The organism is Nioella nitratireducens (genome assembly GCF_001879715.1).
Taxonomy (GTDB): Bacteria; Pseudomonadota; Alphaproteobacteria; order Rhodobacterales; family Rhodobacteraceae; genus Nioella; species Nioella nitratireducens.
Genome location: NZ_MNBW01000049.1, coordinates 1 through 4824 on the forward strand (window position 1 = coordinate 1; position 4824 = coordinate 4824).

Annotated in this window: 5 protein-coding genes and 1 pseudogene; 2 read left to right on the forward strand and 4 right to left on the reverse strand. The window is 63.3% G+C overall.

The window, feature by feature from the left end; translation table 11 throughout:
• Window positions 1-29: 29 nt before the first annotated feature.
• Both BKY27_RS19330 and trbB read right to left on the reverse strand, forming a co-directional pair.
• Window positions 30-362, reverse strand: coding sequence for a TrbC/VirB2 family protein (locus tag BKY27_RS19330; protein ID WP_050930850.1), 333 nt, complete (start codon window positions 360-362; stop codon window positions 30-32).
• Window positions 359-1309 (reverse strand): P-type conjugative transfer ATPase TrbB, encoded by a 951-nt coding sequence (gene trbB, locus BKY27_RS19335; protein WP_456093735.1) that lies wholly within the window; start codon window positions 1307-1309, stop codon window positions 359-361. Before trbB ends, BKY27_RS19330 begins: the two co-directional genes overlap by 4 nt.
• A 262-nt stretch (window positions 1310-1571) precedes the next feature.
• Here trbB and BKY27_RS19340 point away from each other — a divergent pair, with 262 nt between their 5' ends.
• Window positions 1572-1985, forward strand: coding sequence for an MbcA/ParS/Xre antitoxin family protein (locus BKY27_RS19340; RefSeq protein WP_071676093.1), 414 nt, complete (start codon window positions 1572-1574; stop codon window positions 1983-1985).
• A 17-nt stretch (window positions 1986-2002) separates the two neighbouring features.
• Window positions 2003-2671, forward strand: coding sequence for an RES family NAD+ phosphorylase (locus tag BKY27_RS19345; protein ID WP_407668430.1), 669 nt, complete (start codon window positions 2003-2005; stop codon window positions 2669-2671).
• A gap of 8 nt (window positions 2672-2679) precedes the next feature.
• Here the strand turns inward: BKY27_RS19345 and BKY27_RS19350 are convergent, their stop codons facing one another.
• A complete protein-coding gene (locus BKY27_RS19350) occupies window positions 2680-3384 on the reverse strand; it encodes a M48 family metallopeptidase (protein ID WP_071676094.1) in 705 nt (234 codons plus the stop codon).
• Window positions 3384-4670 (reverse strand): annotated as a pseudogene (locus tag BKY27_RS19355) (type I restriction enzyme subunit R domain-containing protein); the annotation flags it as partial. The gene BKY27_RS19350 and the pseudogene BKY27_RS19355, both read right to left, overlap by 1 nt.
• Window positions 4671-4824 lie beyond the last annotated feature (154 nt).

Consider the following 4824-nt stretch of genomic DNA (forward strand, 5'->3'; position numbering starts at 1 on the left):
GTTCCCCTGCGGTGAACCGGTCGTCACCATCAGATCAGCGCCCCGCCGCCGAAGCTGAAGAAGCTCAGGAAGAAGGAACTCGCCGCGAAGGCGATGGAGATTCCGAAGACGATCTGGATCAGGCGGCGGAAGCCCCCGGAGGTATCGCCGAAAGCCAGCGTCAGGCCGGTGACGATGATGATGATCACCGCGATGATCTTGGCGACCGGCCCCTCGATCGACTCGAGGATCGATTGCAGTGGCGCCTCCCAGGGCATGGAAGAGCCTGCCGCCCGGGCCGGGCCGGCCAGCATCAGGGTGACGGTGGCGTAGGTGACGGCATGGGCGGCCTGCGCGCGCAGCCGGTGAAGGGATCGGGTCATGAAGGGTCTCCTGTGTCGGTTTCCATCCCGGTCGGCAGCGCCGCCGGGGTGATGCGGTAGTCGCCGTCCGGTCCAAGCCCGTCGACGCGGGCGAGCTCGGCGAGATGCCGGTTGGCCCCGCGCCCGGAGAGGACGGCGATGAGATTGATGGTCTCGGCGATGAGGGCGCGCGGCACGGTGACCACCGCCTCCTGGATGAGCTGCTCCATCCGGCGCAGGGCGCCGAGGGCCGAGCCCGCATGGATGGTGCCGATCCCGCCCGGATGCCCAGTGCCCCAGGCTTTCAACAGGTCCAGCGCCTCGGACCCGCGCACCTCGCCGATAGGAATGCGGTCCGGGCGCAGGCGGAGCGAGGAGCGGACGAGATCGGAGAGTGAAGCGACCCCGTCCTTGGTGCGCAGCGCGACGAGGTTGGGGGCGCTGCATTGCAGCTCCCGCGTGTCCTCGATGATCACCACGCGGTCCGACGATCCGGCCACTTCCGCCAGGAGCGCATTGGTCAACGTGGTCTTGCCGGTCGAGGTGCCGCCGGCCACGAGGATATTGGCGCGTTCGGCAACGCCCTCGCGCAACAGCGCCGCCTGGGTCTCGGTCATGATCCCTGCCGCGACGTAATCGGCCAGGGTGAAGACCGCGACGGCGGGCTTGCGGATCGCGAAACAGGGCGCGGTGACCACGGGCGGCAGGAGCCCCTCGAACCGTTCCCCGGTCTCGGGGAGTTCGGCCGAGACGCGCGGGCGCGCGGCATGCACCTCGGCCCCGACGTGATGGGCGACGAGGCGCACGATCCGCTCGCCATCGGCGGGCGAGAGCGTCGCGCCGGTATCGGAGAGCCCCTCGGACAGCAGGTCGATCCAGAGCCGCCCGTCGGGATTGAGCATGACCTCGACAATCGTCGGGTCTTCCAGAAACCCGGCGATGGCGGGCCCAAGCGCCGTGCGCAGCATCCGCGCGCCGCGCGCCATCGCATCCGGTTTCCGAGCTGCCTCTGCCATGCTGTCCCCGTTCCGTGAGTGGCCACCGACGGGCGGCCCTGGATCGGGTCCATCAAGAAAACCGGAAACCGGCTTGGCTCAACAGCTCTTCAAGGGGCGTAGGGCTCTGGCGTGCAAAGACAGGAGAAAAGGCTGGAGGCGCTCAAACCGGCACCGCGCGATCCGTCTTGCCTTTTGGCATGAAATACCTATATTGATGCCAAAGGAGATAGCCATGCAGTTCGCCACCGTCCAGCCCGTCACCGCCCGAACCGATCTTCCCGTCATCACCGACGAGGAGGCCGCGGCGCTGGCGCGCACAACGGTCAACCTGTTCCGGGCCTGGGAGCTGACGGATACCGAAGCCCGCACGTTGCTGGGCGACATGGCACAGCGCACCTGGGCGCGCTGGAAGACCGGCGATATCGGCCGGATCGACCGCGACCTGCGCGCGCGGATGGCGATCCTGATGGGGATCCACAAGGCGCTGCGCTATCTCTTCGTCGACCCTGCCCGGGGCTACGCGTGGATCCGCAAGCCGAATGCCGCCTTCGCGGGCCGGAGCGCGCTGGACGTCATGCTCCGGGGCGAGATCACCGACCTGATCGATCTGCGCGCCTATCTCGACGCCGAACGGGGTGCCTGGTGAATGTGCCTGTCCGGCGCGTGACCTGGCCGCGGACGGTCCGCATCATCCGCTCGATCCACCCGCCGATCGACCTCTTCGAGGACATCGCCGATCCTGCCGACTGGGAAGCGCTGGCCTCGGCCGAGGCCAAGTTCAACCCGCGCATCCGCGAGAGCATCGGCGATCTCTCTAAGGTGCCCGTCGCCCGCCGCGTGACCGGGCCCGGCGCAAGCTGGGTCATGGCGCCTTTCGTCCATTGCTCGCCGCTCAGGCCGGGGCGGTTCTCGGATGGCAGCTTCGGCCTCTACTACGCGGGCGACCGCACCGAGGTGGCGATCGCCGAGACCGTCCATCACCACGCCCGCTTCATGCGCGCGACCGAGGAGGCCCCGGGCTGGACCTCGCAGTTCCGCGAGCTGATCGGGTCGATCGACACCGATCTCGACGACGCCGCGGGCCGCGCCGATCTGCTGGATCCCGACGACTACCACGCGTCCCAGGTCTTCGGGGCCGAGCGGCGCGCGGCCGGATCGAACGGTATCACCTGGCCCAGCGTGCGCTTTCCCGAGGGCCAGTGCATCGCCGTCTTCTGGCCCGACGTGATCCCGATCCCGACCCAAGGGGCTCATTTCGCGTATCACTGGGATGGCACCGCAGTCGATTACGTCAAGCGTTTGGACGATGGAGAGGTTTGGCAGGTGTCGTAACGGACCGCTCAGAGTGCCGGGATAGGCAACTCGTTCAATTCAGTGCGCGCTTCGGACCAGCTCGGATAGTGCGTTGACAGGAGATCGAAGAACCTTGGGCTATGTGTCGGTGCGAGTATATGGATCATCTCGTGAACCACGACGTACTCGAGCAAATCCCGGGGTTTCTTGACCAACTCCGTATTCAGACGAATGGTCCGCTGTTCCGCGTTGCAGCTTCCCCATTTGGTCTTCATGCGCTGCAGGAAATAGCCTTGTACTTCGACACCAATCCGGCTTTCCCACTTCTTGATCAAGGGGGGGACCGCGGCGTGAAGAAGCTTGAGGTGCCAATTGTGTATCACCTTCGCACGGGTCTCCAGAGTGCTTCCAGGGCGCACTTGAAGATGAATCGTTCGATGATCGAGGCGCACTGCAGGCTTGCCCTCACATTCCGTCACCCGAAGAAGATGTCGGCGGCCCCATAGATAGTGAGTTTCGCGCCCGACAAATTGCAGTGGTGCCTCTCGAGCCTGCTGTGCGAGCTTTCCTTGCTGCTGACGAATCCAGCCGATCTTGGTGATCGCATAGGCGCGGGCGACGTCGATCCTGGTGGATGTCGGTGCAACGAGTGTAACGCGCCCATCGGGGGGATGAACCGAGAGATGGACGTTTTTGACGTCCTTCCGGGTCACGTCGATGAACAGATCGCCGATTTCAATCACTTCACCCATCAATACCCCGATTGGTTCTTGATAATTTCGAACATCGCAAGCGTGGCGTCTCGATCTCGGTTAAAGAGCGGGAAGAGGACGTTCTTGACCTCCCGTTCGCGCACCGGATCGCCCTTCCAACCGGCGGGGGCGTGTTCTCGAACGGTGCGGTCGATTTCCAGCGCCAGATCCGCTCTTTTGTCTTCATCTGCGGGGACAACAAACCCTGTAGCATGAAGGTCTGGAATGTTGTTGTAGATCACCACGGCTTCGCTATTGCCCGATAGGCTTCCAGGCAGATCCGGACCCGCCTCCCGTGTCGCCATCTTGCGGACCAGGTCCTCGGCCTTCTTCAGGAAATCCTCATAGGCCTTCGCACTGTCGCGGCTTTGCTGGATCAGATCCTCGAGGAGCTTGGACATCTCGTCATAGAAGCGAGGGTCGGTGAGCTGATCGCGGATGATGGTCTTTCGGATGTTATTGATGATGCCTTCGGCCACCGCGTTTTTCGACAGCTTCCCCTTTTCGTTCAGCTGCTTGGCGATCACATCATGGATTCCGGTTTCGATGATGGCCTGGGTAAGCGACACGTTCGACAACGCGCCAAGCGCTTGGGCAGGATCGGCCTGAATGTAGGTGTTCAGAAGATGTCGCATGTCGGCTTCATAAGGCTTGATGTCGAGCTCTTCGCCCGAATGCTTTTTGATGGCGGCCCTGAGATCACTGTAGAAATCGACATCGTGCTGGATGTCGCTCTGCTCGGACGGCGAATACCCTGCGTCGTCTAGATTCTGCGCGATGGCGGCATAGGCCCGGACGAACGACGCCACGGACTTGTAAAACGAGATCCTCAGCGCCTCGGTCTCATTCAGGGCGTTTGGATCTGCGGCATCGCCGCAGAAATACCGCAGGAACTGCTCAACCTCTCTCGGCGGGGGCACGGGTGCGCAGAGATAGTGAAGCGCTTCACGTGCTGCGTCGAGGCGGGCCTTCCCCTCTTCGATCCAGTTCTTGATTTGGACGTTGTTGTCGCCGCCGCTGCCCGCATCCAGATCGAGTTCATCCGAGCTGTAGACTGCGATCGCGTGCTGGACGTCGCCGAACAGCTCCTTGAAGTCGACGATGTGACCGTAATCCTTGTCATCGCCGTCGATCCGGTTGGTCCGACAGATCGCTTGGAACAGCGTGTGGTCCCGCAGCTTGTCGTCGAGATAGATGTAGCTGCAGCTCGGCGCGTCGAAGCCGGTGAGCAGCTTGGACACCACGATCAGCAGCTTCATGTTCGCCGGCTCTTCGATGAAGCGCCGTTTGACCTCGGTCTCCTAGGCAGTCGTGCTCTGGCCGCCCTTGAGCACGAATTTCGTGTAAGTGTCGTACTTGTACCGTAAGCGGTGCGCCGTTCACACGTGATTGCCGTAATTCCAGGGCAGCAGCAGGTTGATATCGGTTTGTTTGTGCCCG

Coding starts and splice junctions, on each gene's coding strand:
- BKY27_RS19330 (WP_050930850.1), bottom strand. CDS start 362: ATGACCCGATCCCTTCACCGGCTGCGCGCGCAGGCCGCCCATGCCGTC.
- trbB (WP_456093735.1), bottom strand. CDS start 1,309: ATGCTGCGCACGGCGCTTGGGCCCGCCATCGCCGGGTTTCTGGAAGAC.
- BKY27_RS19340 (WP_071676093.1), top strand. CDS start 1,572: ATGCAGTTCGCCACCGTCCAGCCCGTCACCGCCCGAACCGATCTTCCC.
- BKY27_RS19350 (WP_071676094.1), bottom strand. CDS start 3,384: ATGGGTGAAGTGATTGAAATCGGCGATCTGTTCATCGACGTGACCCGG.